Raw genomic sequence first — 19,492 nt, forward strand, 5'->3', positions numbered from 1 at the left:
TTCATTTTGGCGCTCCGATGATGCGCGCGTGAAGGGGATTGTAACCGATGCGATAGGCAAGCTCTGCGGGGTGCTGCACATCCCAGACTGCAAGCTCGGCCCGTTTGCCCACCGCGACGGTCCCCACGTCGTCGAGACCAAGCGCGCGCGCCGCATGGCGGGTGACGCCGGCCAGCGCTTCTTCGGGGGTAAGCCGAAACAGGGTGCAGCCCATGTTCATCGTCAGAAGCAGCGAATTCAGCGGTGACGATCCGGGGTTCATATCGGTTGCCAATGCCATCGGAACCGCGTGCTTGCGAAAGGCATCGATGGGCGGCGCCTGCGTTTCACGCAACGTATAGAACGCGCCGGGCAGGATCACGGCGACCGTGCCGGATGCAGCCATTGCCCGCACGCCGTCTTCGTCGAGATATTCCAGATGATCCGCAGAAAGTGCGCCAAAGCGGGCCGCGAGTTTTGCCCCGCCGAGATTCGAGAGTTGCTCGGCATGCAGTTTCACGGGAAGCTGCAATTCGCGCGCCACCTCGAATACTCGCGCGATCTGGTCAGGGGAAAAGGCGATTCCCTCGCAAAACCCGTCAACCGCATCGACCAGACCCTGTGCCTGTGCTTCGCGCAGGGTCGGGATACAGATTTCGTCGATATAGGCGTCGTCGCGGTGCTTGTAGTCCGCCGGTGTCGCATGCGCCCCCAGGAATGATGTGCGTACCCTTATGTCGCGCTGCTTGCCGATGGTTCGGGCAACGCGCAGCATGCGCAATTCGGTTTCGCGGTCCAGCCCATAGCCCGACTTGATCTCGATCGTGGTAACACCTTCGCCTATCAACACATCGACCCGGCGCAACGCCTCTGCGAGCAGTGTCTCTTCGCTCGCCGACCGGGTGGCGCTGACCGTGGAAACGATACCGCCACCGGCGCGCGCGACCTCTTCGTAAGAGGCCCCGTTCAACCGCATCTCGAATTCGACCGCCCGATCGCCGCCGTGAACGATATGGGTGTGACAATCGACAAGTCCCGGAGTCACGAGCCGCCCATCCAGATCGTGCACGCGGTACGATGCGTATCTGTCGGGCAGCTCGGTCAGGGGTCCGACCCAGTCTATCTGCCCGCCATCCAGCACGATGGCCGCGTTTTCGATCATTCCATAGGGAACGTCCTGTCGCGACATGGTTGCAACATTCAGGTTGATCAGTGTTTGTTTGGTATCGGTCACGGCGCTCCGGTCCTTGCACGATTCTGCTTTTTTCTTAGTCAAAGTTGATTTATATGTCTATACATAAACTCGTTAATGACGGAATTTATGAAATGATCCACGCACGTCATGCATTGCTCTCTTCGGGATGGGCACAGGATGTTCTGATTGCCATCGATGACGGGATCATCACCACAATCACATGCGATACCCCGTGCCCCCGCGATGCAACGCAGGTCGATACGCTCCTGCCGGCGCTGGGAAACCTGCACAGCCATTCGTTTCAGCGTGCGATGGCCGGGATGACGGAATACCGCAAACACGGGCGTGACAGTTTCTGGACATGGCGCGACCTGATGTACCGTTTCATGGACCGGCTGACGCCGGATCAGATCGAGGCCATCGCCGCGCTGGTCTTTGTCGAGATGCAGGAGGCCGGATACGCTTCGGTCGGCGAGTTTCACTATGTTCATCACCAGACCGGCGGGGTCTCCTATGATGACCCGGCGGAACTGTCGCTGCGCATCTATGCCGCCGCATCGCGCACGGGGATCGGGCTCACCCATCTGCCGGTCCTTTATACCTATGGCGGGGCAGGCCGGGCCGCCTTGTCACAGGGACAGTTGCGATTTGGCAATGACGTGGATGGCTACCTATCACTCGTGAATGCGGCGCGCGAGGGGATGAAAACCCTGCCGGACGACGCTCGTCTTGGCATCGCCCCGCATTCGCTGCGCGCCACCTCTCCCGAAGATCTTGAGGTCGTCCTCAGGCAGTCAGTGGATGGCCCGGTACATATTCATATCGCCGAGCAACCGAAGGAGGTTGATGACATCATGTCATGGCTCGGTCAGCGTCCGGTGGAGTGGTTGCTGGCCCACGCAGATGTCGACCGCCACTGGTGCCTGATCCATGCCACGCACATGACCGAGGGCGAGACACGCGCGATGGCGCAAACCGGAGCCGTCGCCGGGTTGTGCCCGATCACCGAGGCAAACCTGGGCGATGGTCCGTTCAACGGTGTGTCCTATCTCGCGGCAAACGGGGCTTTCGGCATCGGTTCGGACTCCAATGTCAACATTTCGCTGACCGAAGAGTTGCGCACGCTGGAATATTCCCAGCGCCTGCGCGATCTGGCACGCAATGTTCTTGTGTCTGGCGAAGGGTCTGTTGGCCATGGGCTTTATACCGACGCGGCGCGCGGCGGTGCCCGTGCACTCGGTCGAAACGCGGGCGAAATCGCCGAGCAGCGTCTGGCCGACCTTGTCGCCATAGATAGCACCGACCCGACGCTGTGTGCCCTGTCGCGCGATCAGATACTTGATGGTCTGGTGTTTGCCGCCAAGGATCGGGTGGTGACCGATCTGTGGTCGGCGGGTCGACACTCTGTCAAGGAGGGGCGCCACGTCGCACGTGATGGAGTCGTGGCGGCGTATCGCGCGGCAATCACCGATCTCGTCGCTTCGCTCTGACGCCGGGAAACATTCTGCTGCGCTCCGGACGTCACCAGCCGGAGCGCGCACGCGATCTTCTGACGAAAAGCCGAACGATCAGCCCATCCAGCGGCGCACAGGGGCGTTGGCTTCTTCCAGCGGCTGGGTGATCACATCGACCAGTGTCGGTCCGTCATGGTCCACCGCCTCTCGCAGCACCCGTTCCAGATCGGCAGGGTCCTCGACGCGCCAGGATTTCACGCCATAGGCAGCCGCGACAGCGGCCTGATCCACGCGGCTGAAATCCACGTTGTAATAGCGCGCGCCCTTGTCGGCCATCTGGCTGGCCTTGATCCAGCCGAAATTGGAGTTCGAGAAAACGATAAAGGTGATGGGTGCCCGCGCTCGGCAAACGGTTTCAAGTTCCCCCACGGTGAAACCGAAAGAGCCGTCACCCATCAGCGCGACTGTCTTGCTGTCCGGGCGGCCATGCCATGCGCCCAGCGACGCGGCGAGCGAATAGCCCAGCGCACCATGCGCCCTGTTGGTGATGAAGTGGCGCCCGGCAAGCTGTTGGCGGTAATAGGCTGAGAAGTAGGGGCAGGAGGTACCGGGGTCGGACACAACGGTTGCGTCGGGCGGCAAAACCTTCATCAGGTCGGAAATCACGCGCTCGGGGCGAATGGGCCGGTTTTCCTCGGCGGCAATACGGTCGAAAATCTCGAATTTGCGGCGCTTGATGTCTGCGACGGCGGCGGCGGCACCGAAGGTCGCGCCACCCTGACCGCGGCGGTCCAGCTCGGCATTCACCATGTGCAGGGACATGCTCAGGTCGCCCACCACCCCGACCTCGGTCGGCAGGTTGGCTCCGATCACCATCGGGTCCACATCGAAATGCACGATACGCGTGCCGACGCTTGGCGCCTCCCATCGCGATGTCGTGGTCGAACCGGCGCGGCACCCCATGAACACGATGAGATCGGCAGCCTGCATCATTTCCCAGGTCTGGTCGGTTCCGCCATTCGAACCCACGACGCCCAGAGCGTTCGGGTGTGTATCGGCCAGCGCACCCTGACCCGAGATCGAGGTTGCCACCGCGATGTCCAGCCGGGTGGCGATGCGGTCGAGCTCGTGCATCGCGCCCGCCACGACGACGCCGCCCCCGCAGACGATCAGGGGGTTTCTCGCCGACAGGATGGCATCAACCGCCGCCTCGACCGACGCGGCATCCGGTCCGGTGCGATAGGCCGGATAGGTGGCCGTCCTGGGATCGGCCCAGATGTCGGAGGGATCAACCCTATCATACTGAATGTCGTAGGGCAGGCCGAGATGCGCGGATCCGGGCCGACCGGTGGTCATCGCCCGAAAAGCGGCGCGGACCATGCGCGGGATATGCGCGGCTTGCCTGATCACCGTGTTCCACTTGGTCAACGGGCGCATCAGCGCCTCTTGATCCACCTCGGTCAGGGGATACTTGCCATAGGTCGAGACGGAGATATCGGTGGTGATGCCCAGCACGGCATAAGAGCTTTCGGACGCTTCGATCAACCCCGGCAGAATATATGTCGCGCCGCCTCCGGACGGCCCCTCGCAGATACCGGGCCTGCCGGTGACGCGGGAGTATCCGTCGGCCATGTAGGCCGCACTGCGTTCATCACGGGTCAGCACATGCCTGATCTTGTGGTCGAGCTGATGCATCGCATCGTAAAAGGGCAGCGTGGTATCGCCGCACAGTCCGAAGATGTGATCCACACCCTGCGCTTCCAGCATCCGCACCATGGCTTCGGCGCCGTTGAGCGTGTTTTCCATGACCGTATCTCCTTTTTCATGCGGGGAACCGGGCTTGATCCGGTATCTGTATTTTTATCTGTATACAGAAACGTCGACGATAAGCAACGCCCGTGATCCGCTTTCGTCGAGCGTATTGAAGTCAGCGGTTTTCGGGACATGGCCCCCGGGCCGGTCAGAGCGTCAGCCCACCGTTTACATGCAGGGATTGACCGGTCACATAGCCCGCCTGTTCCGACAACAGAAAAGCTGCCGCCGCCGCGACTTCCGCAGCCTGACCGAGGCGGGCCATGGGAATGGTTTTCGTGACCTCGGACCATTGTTCGCTTGTGAGGGACGAATGGGTGCCCGCGTCTTTCGCGATGAAACCGGGTACAACCGCGTTCACCGTGATGCCGCGCGGCGCAAGATTGGCCGCAAAGACACGCACCTGCGCCTCCAGCGCCGCCTTTGCGGGCGCGGTGGGGGCATAGCTGTGGGTTTTGGAGCGGTGCGCGCCGAACGCGCTGACACAGAGGATGCGACCCCGATGATCTGCCAGTTTCGGCGCGACACAGGTGCAGAGCCGTTGGAACGCCACGGGCATCGCGTCCAGCGCCGTTTGCAGCGCCGCGGGTTCGGTGGACGTGATAGTGCCAAGCCTGGCGTAACCTGCGGTAAAGGCGAACCCGCTCAGCGCACCCTGCGGCAACGGATCCAGCCATGCCGCGACCCTTTCGACCATCGCCGGGTCCTCGGTCAGGCCCAGGCAGGTCGAGACGGTGGCCCCCGCGCTTTCGCAGGCCTTCACAACATCGGCCAGACGATCAGCATTGGAACCCGTATGCAGCAGGAACTCTGTGTCCGGCGCGGCCATCCGGCGCGCAAGAGCCGCGCCGATACCCGATCCGGCTCCTATGATGATGTAGCGCGTCATCGGCTTGGCGTCCTTCGTGAAGCTGGCGGTCCGCAACGTGGATTCAGGCAGAAGACCGTGTGTAGACATGACCGTAGGCGGCCTTGATTGCGGCGAGGATGTCCTCGTTGCGGTGCAGGATATGGTCGCGCATGACGGCAATGGCGGCCTCGGTATCGCCGGCGCGGATGTGGTCGAGAATCTCGCGATGCTGGCTCTGTGTGCGGTCTCGCCGACCTTCCATCGCGATCCAGCGGATCAGGTGTATGCGGCCATTTATATTGGTTAGAAGTTGTCGCAACACTTCGTTGCGGGACAGTTCGGCGATGGTGTCGTGAAAGCGAATGTCGAGTTCGATCAACCGGTCAACCGACGCATCCGGGGATTCCGCCATGCTTTCGGCAAGAAAATCCGACAATGCCTCAAGCTCGGATTCTTCGGCGCGCTCGCAGGCCAGCCGAACGGTCGCGCATTCGATCTCGACCCGTGCTTCGAAGAGATCGAAAATCACTTCCGGATTCAGCGACGGCACCGAAAATCCCCGTTCCCTGTCCATCAGCAAGCCCTCGGCCACAAGACGGTTCAGCGCCTCGCGCAGGGGCGTGCGGCTGATTTCCAGTTCCTTGGCCAGGGCGACTTCGTTGATCTTCTGACCGGGCAGAAATCTTGACCGGAGGAGCTGTTCGCGCAATTGTTGGTGGGCACGATGAGAGGACGAGACGTGAACGACCTTGGTTGCGGTTTTGTCAGTCTTGGTCATCGCACCTTTGCCTCGATTTTCGTTCTGTATGCCGGATTGTATGTATTGCCGCACTTCGGCGTCAACGGCCATCAGGTCAGGCGTCGGGTGCCTGTGCCAGCAAGGTCATGAGCGCGTCTACATCCGGCGCGTCGATTAGGGTTTCGCAGGCGTCGGCGAGCGACCTGCGGCGAGACCGGGAACAGACGGTGGACGTGACCTCTTCGAATTTCCGGTCGAGCTCTTCCCGGCTGAGGGGTTGCTCCGGATAGCCGCGCGCGACCTTTGATGTCGCTGACAATGTCCGGCCATCGGTCAGGGTAAGAATGACCTCTCCCATGTAGAAATCCGGAAACGCGTCGTTGAAGGTGCCGGTGTCGCGAATGACCTCGGCGCTGGCGGCGAGGCGGGCGACCTCCGGTTCGCTCTCGCGGCGGTCGATAAAGAGATCGAGAAACGACAGACGTCCCATCGCCGCACGAACTGGCAGGATATATTGTGCGCTATGGCCCTTGAGCGGGTTGTCATCAACGCAATGCGCCCCGGCTTCGGCAAAGCGCAAACTGATCTTTCCGATCTGCTCGGAAGTCAGCGCATGTTCGTCGAGTAGCACGACAAGCGCATCAAGCGCCGGATGCAGGAAGGACACAGAGGCGTAGGGTTTGATCGCCAGTTCCATCACCCCGTCCCACGCCGTTCCGAGGTCAAGGGTCAGGGGTGTGGGATCGGCGACGCCGCTATAGGCGTTCAGAACCGTGTGGCCGCCATCGAAAATGCGGTCCGGCGCCCCGAACCCGCGTTTTGCGAGCATCGCCGACATCACCCCGTTACGCGCGGCCAGTCCCATCTGGAACGGCCGCGCATCTTCGCGCGGGTCATCCTGCCATGCGAGCAGGCCGGAGGTTTGCAGGCCGGCAAGCCCAAGCGCGCGCACGGTCTGTTCCTCGTTCAGGCCCGTCAGGAACGCAGCCGCCGCCGCCGCGCCAAAGCTGCCTGCGACAGCAGAGGGATGAAAACCACGATCATAGAGTTCGCGTGGATTCATCGCCATTGAAACACGGTAGGTGATTTCACACCCAAGCGCCACGGCCGCCAGGGCCTCGGCACCGGTCCGCCTGTGAGCTTCCGAAAGCGCGAGGGCGGTGGGAACCATCACTGCGATCGGATGCAGGATCGCCTCGGGGTGGTGCGGCTCGAAATCGGCGGCATAGCCAAGGGTTCCATTGGCGAGCGCTGCGCTGAGCGGATCCACCTTGCGGTTTCGCCCGATCAGCGTGCAGGGGCCGGGTCCGGCAATTTCTTCGGCAAAACCGCAGATGCCCTGCGCCGCTGTAACGCTTTCATGTGTCGCAGCATAAAGCACGCCAAGCCCGTCACGGGCGAGTTCGCGCGTATAGGCCATCACTTCGTCGGGCAGGGACGAGGGGGTGAAACTTGACACGAAGGCGGCAAGTGAACGGGTGATTGGTGCGCGATCGTTCATGGTAGGTCCTTCGGAAAAGTGAATTTTAGATTGCATATCTATCTGTATACATGACAGAGTACAAATATCAGTCAAGGCATTCGTGGGGCGACAAGGGCATGACGGATACGACGCGGATCGTTTTGGGCGGCTTTGGCAACGTGGGTCAGCAGATTGCCGCAAGGCTGGCCGCCGACCCTGCGGAATCGCTCCGGATCGTTGCGATTGTGGCGCGTGACAAGCAAAAGGCCGCCGAGAATGCCGCAAGGTTCGGTCTGGATGTTCCGGTCATTTCGGCGTCCGATGTGCCGCAATACGATGCGACACTGGTCGAATGTGCCACCTATGACGGCTTTCGCGACGTGGTCGAGCCGACGCTGAAGGCCGGTGGTCATGTCATCGCGGTGAGCGTCGGCGCGCTTGCCGTCAATCTCGATCTCGTGGACATAGCGGAAAAGGCGGGTGCCACATTGCAGATTGCCGGTGGCACCTTGCCCGGTCTCGACATCATCCGTGCCGCGGCAGAGGATGAAATCAAGTCTGTTACCCTGACATCGCACATCAAGCCGTCATCTTTTGCGCATGAGCCGTTCATCCATGAACATGGCATTGACCTTGCTTTGGCAGAAGCGGGCGCCGTGTCCGTGTTCGAGGGCAGCGCGCGAGAAGCGGCCATGCACTTTCCGAGACATTTCAACGTGGCGGTGACTCTGGGGCTTGTCGGTATCGGACTGGACCGGACACAGGTGCGTATTTTCGCGGATGGCACCTTGCCGGGTGCCCGGCATACGCTGAACGTCGAAGCCAGCGCCGTTTCGCTTGAGATGACGTCGCAGAACTACCCCTCGCCAAACAACAACCGCACCAGCATGCTGGTGGCGCTCAGCATCCTTGCCGCGCTGCGGCGCGATCACGCCACGCTTCGGATCGGAAGTTGACCGATGCAGCTTTCCGAGCGCGACCGGGCGTTGTTGGACGGTGTCGAGGGCGAAGCGGCGCAGCAGGCGATTTCGGCACTCGTCCAGCTGGGTGAGGCCTATGACGCCCCGGATATGGTCGAGATCGGATATGCCCATGTCCATGCGGGCATGGCGCTGTACAAGGGTGATGTGGAACTGATCGAGTCCACCGCGCGAAATGGCGCGCGGATGGCGGTGCCCGTGTCGACCAACATTGCCAATGCCGATATGGGGGACTGGCAGGGCACCGGAGCACCGGACACGCTTGGCCAATTGCAGAAACGTGCGGAAGCCGCGCATCGCACGATGGGCAGCGCAACGTCCTTTACCTGCACGCCCTACTGGGCCGGACACTGGCCCACCTGGAACATGCATATCGCCTCGATCGAAAGCGGGGTGACGGTCTTCGCCAATTCGGTGCTTGGGGCACGATCAAACCGCGATGGATATTTCGCGGTCTATGCCGGGATGACCGGGCGCTACCCACGCTTTGGGCTTCATCTGGATCGCAACCGTCAGCCGACCCATCGCGTCATCGTCACCGCGCAGCCTCGCGGCACTGCTGACTTCACGGCGCTTGGCTACGCGGTCGGGGCGGCGGTGGGAAACGGCGTGCCACTGCTGCGTGGGCTCCGGGCGCGCCCCTCTCTGGACGAGCTTGATGCGCTGGGCGTGGGTATGGCAACCTCGGGCGGGGTGGCAATGTTCGTCCTGCCGGGCGTGACGCCGCCATTCGGCGACGATGCAGATTCACCGGGCCTGCCGGAGGTCAAGATTGAAGAGGCCGATATCGCGGGAGTATTCGACGAGTTCAGTTCAGGGTCTGACACCGGGTTTGACCTTGTTCATCTTGGCTGCCCCCATGCATCGTTCGAGGAAATCAAGCACTACGCCAGGCTGCTGGCCGGGCGGCGCGTTTCGCCGGGCGTAGAGCTTTGGGTCACGACCAGTCGCGCGGTACGACAGATGGCGCGCGACGCCGGTTTGATCGCACCGTTACTGGCGTCGGGCGCGCGGCTCGTCACGGATACCTGTCCCATTTCCTGCCATTTTGCCTGCACCTGTTCGCCGGATCCTACGCTCGGGGTGACAACGCCGACCCTGCGCACGATCCTCGTCGACAGCGCGAAACAGGCACATTACGTGCGCGACATGATCCAGTGCCCGACGCTCTTCACAACCAGTGAACTGGCGGTGGAATCGGCGGTCACCGGTCGCTTCCATCCGCGGACGCGCCGCAATGAATGAGAGCGCTTGGCAGGGACGCGCCGTGGTCAAGGGCGTGGCAGAGGGCGCGGCGCTCGTTTCTCAAACGGCGCTTTCGTTTCTGGGGGATCTCGACATTCGCTCGGGGCGTGTGGTGGGGCGGTCCAGCGATCTTTTCGATGAATGTGTTGCCGGTCGGATATTGGTGCTGCCGGCAAGCCGTGGCTCTGCCGGGGCGTGGCGGTTCCTGTACCAGCTCAAGATGCACGATACCCATCCGGCGGCGCTGATCCTGCGGGAAATGCCCGATCCTTCGGTGACGCAAGGTGCGATGCTGGCGGATGTACCGGTGGTGGTGTCACCGGAAGCGACATTCTGGACCGGATTGCGTAACGGAGACATGTTGAAAGTCGATGGCAACACGGGAAGAATCGAGCGGTGCCGGTGGTGAAAGTCATGATCGCTGGCCAAGACAAGAAGTCCTCTGAACCGGGAGAGAATTGCAGATGAAGACGGATGTCGCGATCCTTGGCGCAGGGATCATCGGTGCTCAGACAGCGGTGCAACTCGTCGAGCGGGGACTGAAAGTGGTGCTCGTCGATCCGGGTCCGCCGGGAGGCGAGCAGGCGGCCAGTTTCGGCAATGCCGCATGGCTGTCGTCCCATTCGGTAACGCCGCCATCGGCGCCGGGTGTCTGGAAACAGGTTCCGAAATGGCTGCGCGATCCGCTGGGGCCGCTCAGCGTGCGGCCCGCATACCTGCCAAAGGCGCTGCCGTGGCTGCTGCGTTATCTTGCGGCGGGCTCAACCGAACAAAAACTCCGCAAGGTCGCCGCCGAATTGCGGACCCTGCTGAAGGACGCGCCGACGCTGCATGAAGAGATCGCCATCCGCGCGGGCGTGCCGGAGCTGATCAACGCCCGATCCGGCCTGATGCATGTCTATCCCGACCGTGCAAGCTACGAAGCCGATGGTCTCGGGTGGCGCATCCGCCGTGACCTGGGGATCATCTGTGACGAGATCGAGGGCCCGGAATTGGCGCGATGCCAGCCGGATTTGGCTAAAACCTATACTTTTGCCGTCAACGTTCCGGAGGCAGGGCAATGTCTGGATCCCGGCGCCTATTGCGCGGCGCTGGTGCGCTTTGCACAGACGCGGGGCGCGCGCATCATTGCGGCACGCGCGACGGGCTTTCGCAGCGAGAGTGGCAGACTTCTGGCGATCGAAACCTCGCAAGGAGAGATTGCCTGCGACGCTGCTGTCATCGCTTGTGGAGCCAGATCGGCGGCGTTGGCAAGCAAAGCCGGCGACCGGGTGCCGCTTGAGAGTGAGCGCGGGTATCATGTCACCGTCGAGGGCGGCTCGAACCTGCCCGGACCGACAACGTCTGTCATGGTCAGCGATCGCAAGGTGGTGATTTCCCGGCTTGCCGGAGGTATCCGCTGTGCCGGGCAGGTGGAAATCGCCAGCCCGGATGCCGCCCCGGACTGGCGCAGGGCCGAAATCATGCGGACGCACCTCGCGGCGGTGTTCCCCGATCTGGACACGGGCGACGCGCGGGTCTGGCTCGGCCTGAGACCGAGCACGCCCGACGGCAAGCCGGTGATCGGCTCGGCGCGTGGCATCAGGGGTGTCGTACACTGCTTTGGCCATGGCCATGTCGGTCTGGTTTCCTCGGCGCGCAGCGGCCGCCTCGCGGCACAGCTGGTTGCCGGTGACGCACCGGAGATTGATCTTTCCCCGTTTTCTGCTGAAAGGTTCCGCTCATGACCGATCCCGTCCATCCCTTCGGTGATCCCGACACCAACGTGGTTCGCGGCGGCAAGGCGCTTTATGGTGCACCTCTTGGCATCCTGATGCTGGAAGCCCGATTTGCCCGGGTCTACGGCGAGATGGGCCATGCCGGAACATGGCCGTTCCCGGTGGTTTACCGGATCGTGCGGGGCGCAAGCCCTGACCGGGTGGTCTGTGATGGGGCGCGGGGATTGCTTGACGATTTCATCTCGGCAGCATCGGACCTGGTCGATCTTGGCGCAGAGGCGATCACGACGAATTGCGGCTTTCTGTCGATCTACCAGACCCAGCTGGCATCCGCGGTGCGCGTGCCGGTGGCGACCTCGTCCATGATGCAGGTGCCCTGGGTGCAGGCGACTCTGCCGCCGGGCAAGCGACCGGGGATCGTGACGATCAATGCGGCCGCGTTGACCGAAGCACATCTGAAGGGGATCAACGTACCGCTCGACACGCCGGTTGCCGGGACCGAGGACGGGACAGAGTTCTTTCGCACCATCATCAAGGCTGAAAAGCAGGATCTCGACCTGTCGCTGGCCTGCGCCGATGTGGTCGCCGCGTCACAGCGCCTTGTGCGCGAGAACCCGGAGGTCGGGGCCATCGTTCTGGAATGCACCAACATGTCGCCATACAGTGCGGCGGTGCAGGCGGCCACCGGATTGCCGGTCTATGACATCTATTCGATGGTTACCTGGTTTCACGCGGGTTTGCGGCCACGTAGCTTTGCGGCAGGCAGATAGGGTCAGGCGGGATCGAACAGCCAGATACCGGAGCCGAGCGCGGGATCGAACGGCAGGGCGAGCGATTGGCCAATCCAGCGCGCCCCCGCGCGATCCGCCAGGCGCGCCGGATCCGAAATCCCGATCCGCAACCCGATGAAGCAGGAACTGCCGGCATCGACCGGGTCGCCGACAAGGTCGGTGGCGTCCTTCTCGGGCAGGATTTCGAGCGCACCCCGGTCGAGCGGTATCCGCAGGCCCGCGCCATGCGGCACGGCGGGCCGATCAAGGAAGCGCGAGAACCGCGCGGCCGGTTCGGCAGGGTCCGGTGCCGAGATCAGGATCGACTGCAATGCCCGTGCTCCGTTGGCGTGATCTGTCCAGCGCGGCTGCCACATGGCGGGCGCATTGTGATGGGTCAGGATCTGCACGCGCCCTTCAGGCATCACGCCGGCCGCCAGCCGGGCAACCGTGAAGGCCGCCGTTTCGAAACCGGTCTCCGTTTCCACTTCGCGTGAAAAATGGACCAGCGGGCGCATGTCGTGTCGATCTGCTTGCAACGCGGTATGCCGCGCGGCGGCATCCGCCACCCCGAAGGCGGCAAGATGCAGGCCCGCACGACGATCCAGAGCGGCTTTGAATTCCTTGCCGATGACCGTATCGGCGGTGTGGATGAGAAATTCCAGATAGCCTTCGGCCAACATGACGCAGATATTGCCGGTGCCGGTCAGCAGTGGTTTGCCGGTGTCCGGATCGGGCTGGGTCTGGGCAGAGAATGGCGTGACGGTGAAGCCAAGTGCCTGCAATGCCACGCGCGCTGCGTCAGCATCAGCGATGAAATGCCCGGAATGGTCGAGACAGACTTCGCCGGGTGCGGGGGTATTTGCTGATTTCATGAGCGATTCCGTAGCCTTCTGCATGTGGGATAATGGGCGTAAAGAAAAACCGTTGCAATGCACTCTTCTCTGTATATTGTATTGTATACATTTCGTGCGCTCCCTTGGCAGATGCACCAAGACGCGGACCTTTGGAGACAGGGGTGCCGCACCAACATTACAGAGAGGACCAAACATGGCTTTCACGAAAGGTCTGCGCTCAACCCTGACCGGTCTGGCGATTCTCGTCACCGGAACACTGGCGGCGGGCGCTCAGGATTTTCCTGAGAAAGATATCACCCACATCATGCCATGGAGCGCGGGCGGTGGCACCGATACCGTGATGCGTACATTTCTGAAATATGCCGAGGAACCACTCGGCGTTGGCATTCGCACCCAGAATGTCACGGGTGCGCAGTCCGGCGTGGGCACGCTGCGCCTGATGAAGTCGCGGCCGGATGGCTATACCATCGGCTCGCTGACCTGGGACAGCATGATAACCGTGCCGTACAAGAATCTCGTACCGGGTTATGACACCGCCTCGCTGAGCTATATTGCCAACGTCACACTTTATCCCACGGTTCTTGCTGTGAACGCGGACACCGGATGGGAGACGCTGGATGACTTCATCGCCGCCGCCAAAGCTGCGCCGGGCGAAGTCACCGTATCCGATTCCGGCATCGGTGGAATCTGGCACCTGCATGCGCTCGACATGGCAGAGCAACTGGGTGTCGAATTGAACCATGTTCCATTCCCCAACGGTTCTGCCGAGCAGCGAGAGGCGCTGATCTCGGGCGAGAACGATGCGGCGAGCCTCAGCTACGCCACCGTGTCCTCCGCTGCCGAGGCCGGACAGGTGCGGGTGCTGGCGGTGATGGGGGCGGAACGCGATCCAAACCTGCCGGATGTACCGACCTTCACGGAACTGGGTTACGACGTGATCTGGGGTGGCATGCGGGTGCTGGCCGTGCCCGCCGCAACGCCCGATGATGTCAAGGAGATCCTGACCGCAGGTTTCAAGGCCGCGTTTGACAACCCCGAGTTCCAGCAGCAGGCCGCCGACACCGGTATGAATGCGTACTGGATGGATGGCCCCGAGACCGAGGCTTATGTCGAGCGTACCCAGACCCGCGCTCTGAAACTTCTGGACCGGCTCAAAGCGGAAGGTGTGCTGGAATAGTCCGGCATCCTTGATACGATCACCCGTGGCGCCCCGACCGCTTTTTCAGCGGAAGGGGCGCATTTCGAACGACTACTCCCCGGGGAAAGGCGCTTCCATTGACAATGAAACCCCAAGCCGTTTTCGCGCTTCTTATCCTTGCTCTTGATGCGGCTTATCTCCAGCAGGCGCTGGAGTTGCCGCTGCCCTTCGCGCGCGGTGAACCCGGCCCTTCGCTGATGCCTCTGGTGCTTGTCCTGACGCTTGGCATCGGTGCGCTCGGCGTTCTGGTGCAGGAATTGCGCGGGACGGCGGAGCACGAAGATGACGAAGATGCAAATTTCAGCCTGCGTACCATCGCGCTGATCGCGCTGACCTGCGGCTTTGTCTGGGCCTTCGAACCGCTGGGGTACTGGTACGCAACACTTTTCTATGCGTTTGGCGTGGCCTGGCTGTTTGAACAGGAAAGGCTGGGCCCGGCAAAGGCCGTGCTGACGTCTGCCCTGATCGCGGTCGGAATCGCCGGTGTCGGCTGGCTGTTCTTTGTGAGTCTCTTTGATCTTTTCCTGCCCGAGGGGTATCTGTGATGTTCGCCGAACTGATGGGAGGCTTTGCCGCGCTCGCCAATCCGGAGACCTTTCTCTACCTCGTGGGCGGGTTTCTCATGGGACTCGTCTTTGGTGCCATCCCCGGACTGACCGCGACGTTGGCCATCGCGTTGCTTCTGCCTTTTACTTTCGCGATGGAGCTTACCAATGCGCTGGTCATGGTCATGGCCATCTTCATGTCGGGTATCTACGCGGGCTCTGTCACCGGCATCACCGTGAATATTCCCGGCGCGGCGTCGGGGGCGATTACGACGATGGAAGGCTATGCGCTCATGAAGCGCGGTCAAGGTGCGCAAGCGCTGAGCCTCGACGCGCTCGCCTCGTCCATCGGTGGCGTCCTGGGTGCCGCGGTTCTGATGTTTGTCGCCGCCCCGATGAGCCAGTTCGCGCTGATGTTTCACACGCCGGACAAGTTCGCGCTGGTCTTCATGGCTGTCGTCACTGTCGTGATCGTTGCCAAGGGGTCTATCTGGAAAAGCCTTGTGACCGTATCGCTGGGCCTGATGATTTCGACGGTAGGCTTTGACAACATGGTGGCGCAGGGCCGGTTCGACTTTGGCAGCGCGAACCTGATCGAAGGGGTTCAGCTTCTGCCCGCCGTCATCGGTCTTTTCGCAATTTGCGAATTGCTGCTGCAAGGGGGGGCAAAGGCCCGCACCGCTGCCGATACGCCGGCTTTCCGGGTCAGGCACAAGGATTTCTGGCCAAATTGGAAAGAGGTGCGGGAGATCGGCTTTCTGACATATCTGAAGAGTTCGATTATCGGAGTGATGATCGGTATGCTGCCAGGTGGCGGCGCATCGATGGCATCCTTCGTCGCCTATGCCGAGGCCAAGCGCGTCAGCAAGAAGCCTGAAGAATACGGCAACGGATCGCACGAAGGACTGGCGGCGGCGGAATCGGCCAACAACGCCATGTGCGGCGGGGCCGTCGTGCCTCTGTTGACCCTGGGGATTCCGGGTGATTCCGTGACCGCGATCATCTTTGGGGTGCTGCTGATTCACGGTTTGGTTCCGGGACCGGGGCTGCTGACCAGCGAAATGGCGACGATCGCGCCGATGTTCGCGGCGCTGATGGTGGCCGCGGTCTTTGTGTTTCTTTCGGTCCTTGTCTTTGGACCCTATTATATCTGGCTCGCGCGCATGAACCGGGGTGTGCTCTATGCCTTCATCGCGATGATTGCCATGGTCGGGACATATGCCTCGACCTATTCGGTGTTCCAGATGTGGATGGCGCTTGCGATCGGCATATTCGCCTGGGCGTTGCGACTGATGTCCTATCCCTTGGTGCCGCTGCTGATGGGCATCATCCTCGGGCCATATCTTGAACTTTACATGCGGCGCTCACTGATCACGTCGAACGGTGACGTGATGACCTTCTTCTCCAGCCCGATCAGTATCGGACTCTACGCCATGACGCTGCTCTTCATCTATTTCCTGCGGTTCAAGTCACCCAAAGTAACCTGATCGCAGCCTTGCGACCGGATGCTGAAGCGCCGGAAAGACGCGTTTGCGCATCACGCGTCGTCCAGCATCTGCGCCAGCAGGTGCCCGGTGGTCGGGCCAAGGGTAAACCCTTGGTGACCATGTCCGAAATTAAACCACAGGCCGCGATGGCGAGCGGCTTTGCCGACGCGCGGCAACATGCCGGGCAGGCATGGACGGTGTCCGTGCCAGATCGTACCGTTGCCGTCGGCGATGTCCGGGATGAGAGTGCGGATGGCGCGTGTCGCCTGATCCAGTTGGAACGGGCGCTGCGGGCGATGCTGTGCGACCAGTTCCGCGCCGGATGTCAGCCGCAGGCCAGCGCGCATCGGCGCAAGGACATAGCCGTGTTCTGCATCCAGATAGGGGCGCGTCGGCTGGACAAGCGGGTGCAGATGGGTGTGATAACCACGTTTGAGCAGCATCGGCACGGAATATCCGAACCTTTTCACAAAATCGGCCGACCACGGCCCCAGCGCGATCACCGTATGTTCGGCAACAACCTCGCCGGTATCAGATTGAACCCGCCAGCCGGTTTGCGCCGGCTGCAGGCTGTCCGCGTTGCCATTAAGAATCGTGCCGCCGCTCTTGCGGAACAGTTCGGCATAGGCCGTGACCAGCGCGCCGGGGTCGATACAACTCCAGCTATCATCCCAGATCAGGGCCCCCGCGACCGGGCCCTTGATGGCAGGGTCTTCGGTTTGCAGCACCTCGCCGGACACCACCCGCAACTGCAGGCCGTAAGTGTCGGCCTTGCGCCGGGCCTCCGGGACAGCACGTTCAAGTCGGCCTTCGCTGCGGTAGAGTTCGCCCAGTCCGGACTCGCGGATCAGGGCGCCGGCTCCTGATGCCTCGATCAGCGGGCGGTGATCGTCACGCACACGGGCGATCATGCGGGCGTAGTGTCTGGAAATCTCGGCGTGGGAGCGGCCGGCGGATGCCCGGAAATAGGTAAGTAACGGGCGTGCAAAGCGCGGCAGGTCGCGCCAGCTTAGCGATACATCGTTGCTGCGTCCCAGGGCGTAGCGCAGCAAGGTGGCCGGATCGCGAGGCATGGCATAGGGTTCCATCGCTTCGGCCTGAATGACGCCGGCATTGCCAAAGCTTGTCTCTTGCCCCGGCGGGCGGCGGTCGAGCAGGGTGACCGCGTGGCCGCGCGCCTGTAGCGCCAGCGCGGTGCCCACCCCGACCATCCCCGCGCCCAGAATGAGGATCTCCGACATGCGCGCCTATTCCGAGCGGGCTCTGGCGATCACCGTAATTTCCACCCGTGCCTGCGGCAGCATCAGGAAACAGCCCACGGTGGTCCGAACCGGCAGGGGATCACCGAAAGCGTCGGCATAGACCGCGTTGAATTTGGCAAAATCGGTGGCATCGGTCAGATAGCAGGTGCAGGACAAGACATCGGACAGGTCGAGGCCCTGCGTAGCGAGCGTCTTGCGAATGTTGTCGATGCAGTTGCGGGTCTGTGCCTCGATTCCATCGGGCAGCACGCCATTCTTATCGAACCCAAGTTCGCCCGACAGATAGACGGTTTCGCCGTCAAGGCGTAGCTTGGACAGCGGAATATTCATTGGATCTCCGTTTCTGCAGAAGTGCTTGCGCCGGTCGGATCTGCCCATCGTGCCGCGAGGTGTACGAGGATGACGATCATTGCAAGTGGGACGACGCTGACGATCCAGACCATCTGGACGCCAAGCGTGTCCGCCGTCAATCCAGCCTGCCGTGCGAGATACCCCTTTGCAAAGCCACCACGCAGCCCGACAAAACAGAAATAGAGCACAGGTAACGTAAAGGTAAGGACCGCCACGCTCTGGACCGTTTCGGCGAACCAGCCCAACAGCGAGGGTCGTTCGGGAAATACGCTGTCAAGAAGAACCGCGTCGGTACGGGTCTTGAACGATATGGTCGCGCCCAACAGGCCGGTCCATACCATCATGTAGCGCGCGATATCCTCGGTCCAGATCGGTGGCGAGGAAAACACGTAGCGTGCCAGCACTTGTATCATCACCGTCAGGAACATGATGCACAGCGCCGCGATCACAGCATATCGGGCCAGTTTGTTCAGGGCATCCGAAAGAGAAAGTATGAACCAGCGCATGGGTATATCGTTCCTGTATCCGGCCGTTGTGTTGCGGCGTAGGGGGAGCGATCGATCCGGTCGCCCCCGTTTCATTTCAGTCGGGCGCGGTTCAGCGGGTGCTTTCGGTCAGCGCTTCCCAGCGGTCCACATCCTCGTCCGACAGCAAGCCGGATCGGTAGACGGACCTGGATTGCTCGCGAAAGACCCCGCGTTCCGCGTCGGTCAGCCGCTGCACCGTCACGCCGGCTTCTTCGAGCGCGACGAGCGAGCTTTCCGACACTTCCGCGAGCCAGTCGCGCACGGCGTCGTTGCCTACGGTCACGGCCGTGTCGACCGCATTGCGATCCTCGTCCGAGAGACCTTCGTACCATATCCGCGACATGAGCACCGCACGCAGCGGAATCATCACGCGGGCGTCCGAAAAGTTCCGGACAAAGTCGGTCTGCCCGAACATGATCGGCACAAATGCCGAATTCAGATAGCCGTCAATAACGCCGGTCTGCAAGCTGGCGGGTACTTCGCTCCAGGGCACGACGGTGCCGCTGCTGCCCCACGCCTTGTACATGGAAAGCTGCGCGTCATCGAGCGCCCTCATCCGCAGATCGGCCATGTCGGTGGGACTGCGCACCGCCGCGGTGGTGGTGATGATCCCCGAATACGGCCCCAACGGAACCAGCGCCACCAGCATCACGTCCTGTGAGGCCAGGGTTTCGTTGATTGACGCAAAAACATTGCCCTCGGCCAGGGCGCGATCCATATGCGCCATATCGTCAAAAATGTAGGGCAGTCGCACGCCGTAGATGAACGGGTCGATCGATCCGACGGAACGCACATCGGACAGGGAAACTTCCAGCAGGCCAGTCGCGATCTGGTCCAGCTTCTCCGCCTCATCTCCGATCGAACCGCGCGGCATCTCCCGCACATCCAGACCGGCGTCGGTCAGGCTTTTTCCGAAGGCCGCGATCCAGTTATATGAACCGGACAGTTCCGGATCCGGATTACTGTCGAGCGCGATCTTGACTTCCGACAGCGCAGGGGTACCGATTGCCATCAGCATTGCAAGCGTCAGTGACTTGAGTGTCATTCCGTTTCCTCCCATT

At 61.9% G+C, this 19,492-nt stretch carries 19 protein-coding genes; 9 read left to right on the top strand and 10 right to left on the bottom strand.

Going from position 1 to position 19,492, the window contains the following annotated elements; translation table 11 throughout:
* Position 1: 1 nt before the first annotated feature.
* Entirely contained in the window at positions 2–1,168 is a 1,167-nt protein-coding gene (hutI, locus tag AB9K34_RS08055) for an imidazolonepropionase (RefSeq protein ID WP_369953975.1), read from the bottom strand.
* Between the two features lie 137 nt (positions 1,169–1,305).
* On the opposite strand from hutI, the gene AB9K34_RS08060 reads away from it, so the two are divergent.
* Positions 1,306–2,664 (top strand): formimidoylglutamate deiminase, encoded by a 1,359-nt coding sequence (locus AB9K34_RS08060; RefSeq protein WP_369953911.1) that lies wholly within the window; start codon positions 1,306–1,308, stop codon positions 2,662–2,664.
* A gap of 78 nt (positions 2,665–2,742) precedes the next feature.
* On the opposite strand, the gene AB9K34_RS08065 is transcribed toward AB9K34_RS08060, so the two are convergent.
* The 4 genes from AB9K34_RS08065 to AB9K34_RS08080 form a co-directional block, all read right to left on the bottom strand.
* Positions 2,743–4,434: a thiamine pyrophosphate-binding protein gene (locus AB9K34_RS08065; RefSeq protein ID WP_369953912.1), complete on the bottom strand. Its 1,692-nt coding sequence runs from the start codon at positions 4,432–4,434 to the stop codon at positions 2,743–2,745.
* 154 nt (positions 4,435–4,588) lie between these two features.
* A complete protein-coding gene (locus AB9K34_RS08070; RefSeq protein ID WP_369953913.1) occupies positions 4,589–5,329 on the bottom strand; it encodes an SDR family NAD(P)-dependent oxidoreductase in 741 nt (246 codons plus the stop codon).
* 43 nt (positions 5,330–5,372) lie between these two features.
* Positions 5,373–6,068, bottom strand: coding sequence for a GntR family transcriptional regulator (locus AB9K34_RS08075; RefSeq protein WP_369953914.1), 696 nt, complete (start codon positions 6,066–6,068; stop codon positions 5,373–5,375).
* A gap of 76 nt (positions 6,069–6,144) precedes the next feature.
* On the bottom strand, positions 6,145–7,530 hold the full coding sequence (locus tag AB9K34_RS08080; RefSeq protein ID WP_369953915.1) for an MmgE/PrpD family protein: 1,386 nt from the start codon (positions 7,528–7,530) through the stop codon (positions 6,145–6,147).
* A gap of 98 nt (positions 7,531–7,628) precedes the next feature.
* On the opposite strand from AB9K34_RS08080, the gene AB9K34_RS08085 reads away from it, so the two are divergent.
* Genes AB9K34_RS08085 through AB9K34_RS08105 form a run of 5 tightly spaced genes read left to right on the top strand, consistent with a single transcriptional unit; the run spans position 7,629 to position 12,204 of the window.
* The gene (locus AB9K34_RS08085; protein ID WP_369953916.1) at positions 7,629–8,447 is read left to right on the top strand and encodes an aspartate dehydrogenase domain-containing protein; all 819 of its coding nucleotides are present in this window, start codon (positions 7,629–7,631) and stop codon (positions 8,445–8,447) included.
* Positions 8,448–8,450: 3 nt separating this feature from the next.
* The gene (locus tag AB9K34_RS08090; protein WP_369953917.1) at positions 8,451–9,716 is read left to right on the top strand and encodes an aconitase X; all 1,266 of its coding nucleotides are present in this window, start codon (positions 8,451–8,453) and stop codon (positions 9,714–9,716) included.
* Positions 9,709–10,125, top strand: coding sequence for an aconitase X swivel domain-containing protein (locus AB9K34_RS08095; RefSeq protein ID WP_369953918.1), 417 nt, complete (start codon positions 9,709–9,711; stop codon positions 10,123–10,125). Before AB9K34_RS08090 ends, AB9K34_RS08095 begins: the two co-directional genes overlap by 8 nt.
* Positions 10,126–10,180: 55 nt before the next feature.
* Complete coding sequence (locus AB9K34_RS08100) at positions 10,181–11,443, top strand: NAD(P)/FAD-dependent oxidoreductase (RefSeq protein ID WP_369953919.1); 1,263 nt, start codon at positions 10,181–10,183, stop codon at positions 11,441–11,443.
* Positions 11,440–12,204 (top strand): aspartate/glutamate racemase family protein, encoded by a 765-nt coding sequence (locus tag AB9K34_RS08105; protein WP_369953920.1) that lies wholly within the window; start codon positions 11,440–11,442, stop codon positions 12,202–12,204. The genes AB9K34_RS08100 and AB9K34_RS08105 overlap by 4 nt, the downstream gene beginning before the upstream one ends.
* 2 nt (positions 12,205–12,206) lie before the next feature.
* On the opposite strand, the gene AB9K34_RS08110 is transcribed toward AB9K34_RS08105, so the two are convergent.
* Positions 12,207–13,079 carry a VOC family protein gene (locus AB9K34_RS08110; RefSeq protein WP_369953921.1) on the bottom strand — a complete coding sequence of 291 codons (873 nt, stop codon included), beginning with the start codon at positions 13,077–13,079 and terminating at the stop codon, positions 12,207–12,209.
* A 175-nt stretch (positions 13,080–13,254) separates the two neighbouring features.
* Here AB9K34_RS08110 and AB9K34_RS08115 point away from each other — a divergent pair, with 175 nt between their 5' ends.
* From AB9K34_RS08115 to AB9K34_RS08125, 3 genes are all read left to right on the top strand, one after another.
* Positions 13,255–14,238 carry a Bug family tripartite tricarboxylate transporter substrate binding protein gene (locus tag AB9K34_RS08115; protein ID WP_369953922.1) on the top strand — a complete coding sequence of 328 codons (984 nt, stop codon included), beginning with the start codon at positions 13,255–13,257 and terminating at the stop codon, positions 14,236–14,238.
* A 104-nt stretch (positions 14,239–14,342) separates the two neighbouring features.
* Positions 14,343–14,804, top strand: a complete 462-nt coding sequence (locus AB9K34_RS08120) for a tripartite tricarboxylate transporter TctB family protein (protein ID WP_369953923.1) — start codon at positions 14,343–14,345, stop codon at positions 14,802–14,804.
* Positions 14,804–16,291 carry a tripartite tricarboxylate transporter permease gene (locus AB9K34_RS08125; RefSeq protein WP_369953924.1) on the top strand — a complete coding sequence of 496 codons (1,488 nt, stop codon included), beginning with the start codon at positions 14,804–14,806 and terminating at the stop codon, positions 16,289–16,291. The genes AB9K34_RS08120 and AB9K34_RS08125 overlap by 1 nt, the downstream gene beginning before the upstream one ends.
* A 50-nt stretch (positions 16,292–16,341) precedes the next feature.
* Here the strand turns inward: AB9K34_RS08125 and AB9K34_RS08130 are convergent, their stop codons facing one another.
* The 4 genes from AB9K34_RS08130 to AB9K34_RS08145 form a co-directional block, all read right to left on the bottom strand.
* Positions 16,342–17,532, bottom strand: a complete 1,191-nt coding sequence (locus AB9K34_RS08130) for an NAD(P)/FAD-dependent oxidoreductase (protein ID WP_369953925.1) — start codon at positions 17,530–17,532, stop codon at positions 16,342–16,344.
* A gap of 6 nt (positions 17,533–17,538) precedes the next feature.
* The gene (locus AB9K34_RS08135; RefSeq protein ID WP_369953926.1) at positions 17,539–17,883 is read right to left on the bottom strand and encodes a RidA family protein; all 345 of its coding nucleotides are present in this window, start codon (positions 17,881–17,883) and stop codon (positions 17,539–17,541) included.
* Positions 17,880–18,410: a TRAP transporter small permease gene (locus AB9K34_RS08140; RefSeq protein WP_369953927.1), complete on the bottom strand. Its 531-nt coding sequence runs from the start codon at positions 18,408–18,410 to the stop codon at positions 17,880–17,882. The genes AB9K34_RS08135 and AB9K34_RS08140 overlap by 4 nt, the downstream gene beginning before the upstream one ends.
* A gap of 91 nt (positions 18,411–18,501) precedes the next feature.
* Positions 18,502–19,476 carry a TRAP transporter substrate-binding protein gene (locus AB9K34_RS08145; protein ID WP_369953928.1) on the bottom strand — a complete coding sequence of 325 codons (975 nt, stop codon included), beginning with the start codon at positions 19,474–19,476 and terminating at the stop codon, positions 18,502–18,504.
* Positions 19,477–19,492 lie beyond the last annotated feature (16 nt).

This window comes from Sedimentitalea sp. XS_ASV28 (assembly GCF_041224545.1).
Classification (GTDB): Bacteria; Pseudomonadota; Alphaproteobacteria; order Rhodobacterales; family Rhodobacteraceae; genus Sedimentitalea.